Annotated in this window: 2 protein-coding genes; both read left to right on the plus strand. The window is 60.0% G+C overall.

The genetic code is table 11. The features are described from left to right. On the plus strand, positions 1-576 hold a 576-nt coding region (locus tag ALO64_RS26275; protein WP_235804990.1), incomplete at its 5' end, for an SEC-C metal-binding domain-containing protein. A gap of 109 nt (positions 577-685) precedes the next feature. Then, the gene (gene argJ, locus ALO64_RS09945) at positions 686-1,903 is read left to right on the plus strand and encodes a bifunctional glutamate N-acetyltransferase/amino-acid acetyltransferase ArgJ (protein WP_004666177.1); all 1,218 of its coding nucleotides are present in this window, start codon (positions 686-688) and stop codon (positions 1,901-1,903) included. Positions 1,904-1,925: the final 22 nt, after the last annotated feature.

Consider the following 1,925-nt stretch of genomic DNA (forward strand, 5'->3'; position numbering starts at 1 on the left):
GGGCTGGACGAAGACGACAACCTGCACGAAGACAGCCTGCGCGAAAAAATCATGGCTCAGTTGCTGGTGGCGTACAACGAGAAGGAAGACCAGGCCAGCGCCGAAGCCCTGCGTTCCTTCGAGAAGCAGATCCTCCTGCGCGTGCTGGACGACCTGTGGAAAGATCACCTGTCGACCATGGACCACCTGCGTCACGGTATCCACCTGCGCGGCTACGCTCAGAAGAACCCGAAGCAGGAATACAAGCGCGAGTCCTTCACGTTGTTTCAGGAGCTGCTGGATTCGATCAAGCGCGACACCATCCGTGTGCTTTCGCATGTTCAGGTTCGTCGCGAAGATCCAGAGGAAGAAGAGGCGCGCCTGCGTCAGGAAGCCGAAGAACTGGCCAGTCGTATGCAGTTCGAACACGCTCCTGCGCCGGGCATCGACCAGCCGCTGCCGGATGAAGAGGGTGGCGAAGCGCCTGTGGCCGTCGCATCCGAGCCGGTTCGCAACGACCAGAAGCTGGGTCGCAACGAGCTGTGCTGGTGTGGTTCGGGCAAGAAATTCAAACACTGTCACGGCCAGATCAACTAAGCCTTTGACTGTGTAATACCTGCGCCGCGACCGGCTTGCCCGTCGCGGCGTTTTTTCATTGATCGCCGTACCGATGCGGACGGCACCATACTCCTTGAGGAGCACCCCGATGGCTGTTGGTCTTGGTCCTTTGCCTGCGTTGCACCCGGTTCCCGGTTTTGAACTAGGCATTTCTTCTGCCGGCATCAAACGCCCGGGGCGCAAGGATGTTGTGGTCATGCGCTGTGCCGAAGGCTCCAGCGTTGCCGGTGTATTCACCTTGAATGCGTTCTGCGCCGCGCCGGTCATTCTGGCCAAACAGCGTGTTCAGGGGACGGTGCGTTATTTGCTGACCAACACCGGCAATGCCAATGCGGGCACGGGCGAACCAGGTCTGGTTGCTGCGCGACGTACTTGCGAAAAGCTGGCGCAACTGACCGGCGTCGATGCATCAGCAGTGCTGCCTTACTCAACGGGCGTGATCGGCGAGCCGTTGCCTGTGGAAAAAATCGAAGGCGCGCTGCAAGCCGCGCTTGATGATCTGTCTGTGGATAACTGGGCCGCTGCGGCGACCGGCATCATGACCACCGACACCCTGCCCAAAGGCGCGAGCCGTCAGTTCACCCACGATGGCGTAACCATCACAGTAACCGGCATCAGCAAAGGCGCAGGCATGATTCGCCCGAACATGGCGACCATGCTTGGCTACATCGCCACCGACGCCAAAGTGTCGCAGAGCGTACTGCAGGACCTGATTCGCGACGGAGCCAACAAATCCTTCAATCGCATCACTATCGATGGCGATACCTCGACCAACGATTGCTGCATGCTGATTGCCACCGGTCAGGCTGATCTGCCCGAGATCACCGAGGCCAAGGGCCCGTTGTTCGACGCGTTGAAGAAAGCCGTGTTCGACGTGTGCATGGATGTCGCTCAGGCCATCGTGCGTGATGGCGAAGGTGCGACCAAGTTCGTGACGGTAGAAGTCAACGGTGGCGGCAATCATCAGGAGTGCCTGGACGTCGGTTATGCCGTGGCCCACTCGCCGCTGATCAAGACCGCGCTGTTCGCCTCCGACCCGAACTGGGGACGTATTCTGGCGGCTGTCGGCCGCGCTGGCGTGCCGGACCTGGACGTGAGCAAGATCGACGTATTCCTGGGCGGCGTATGCATTGCCAGTCAGGGCTGCCGCGCCACGACCTACACCGAAGAGCAGGGCTCGGCGGTAATGGCCGAAGAAGAGATCACCATTCGTATCGAGCTGGGTCGCGGTGATTGCAGCGAAACCATCTGGACCACCGACCTTTCTCACGAATACGTGAAGATCAACGCGGAATATCGCACCTGATTCAATGCCCGGCGCGCGGGCA

Source organism: Pseudomonas meliae (genome assembly GCF_001400515.1).
Classification (GTDB): Bacteria; Pseudomonadota; Gammaproteobacteria; order Pseudomonadales; family Pseudomonadaceae; genus Aquipseudomonas; species Aquipseudomonas amygdali.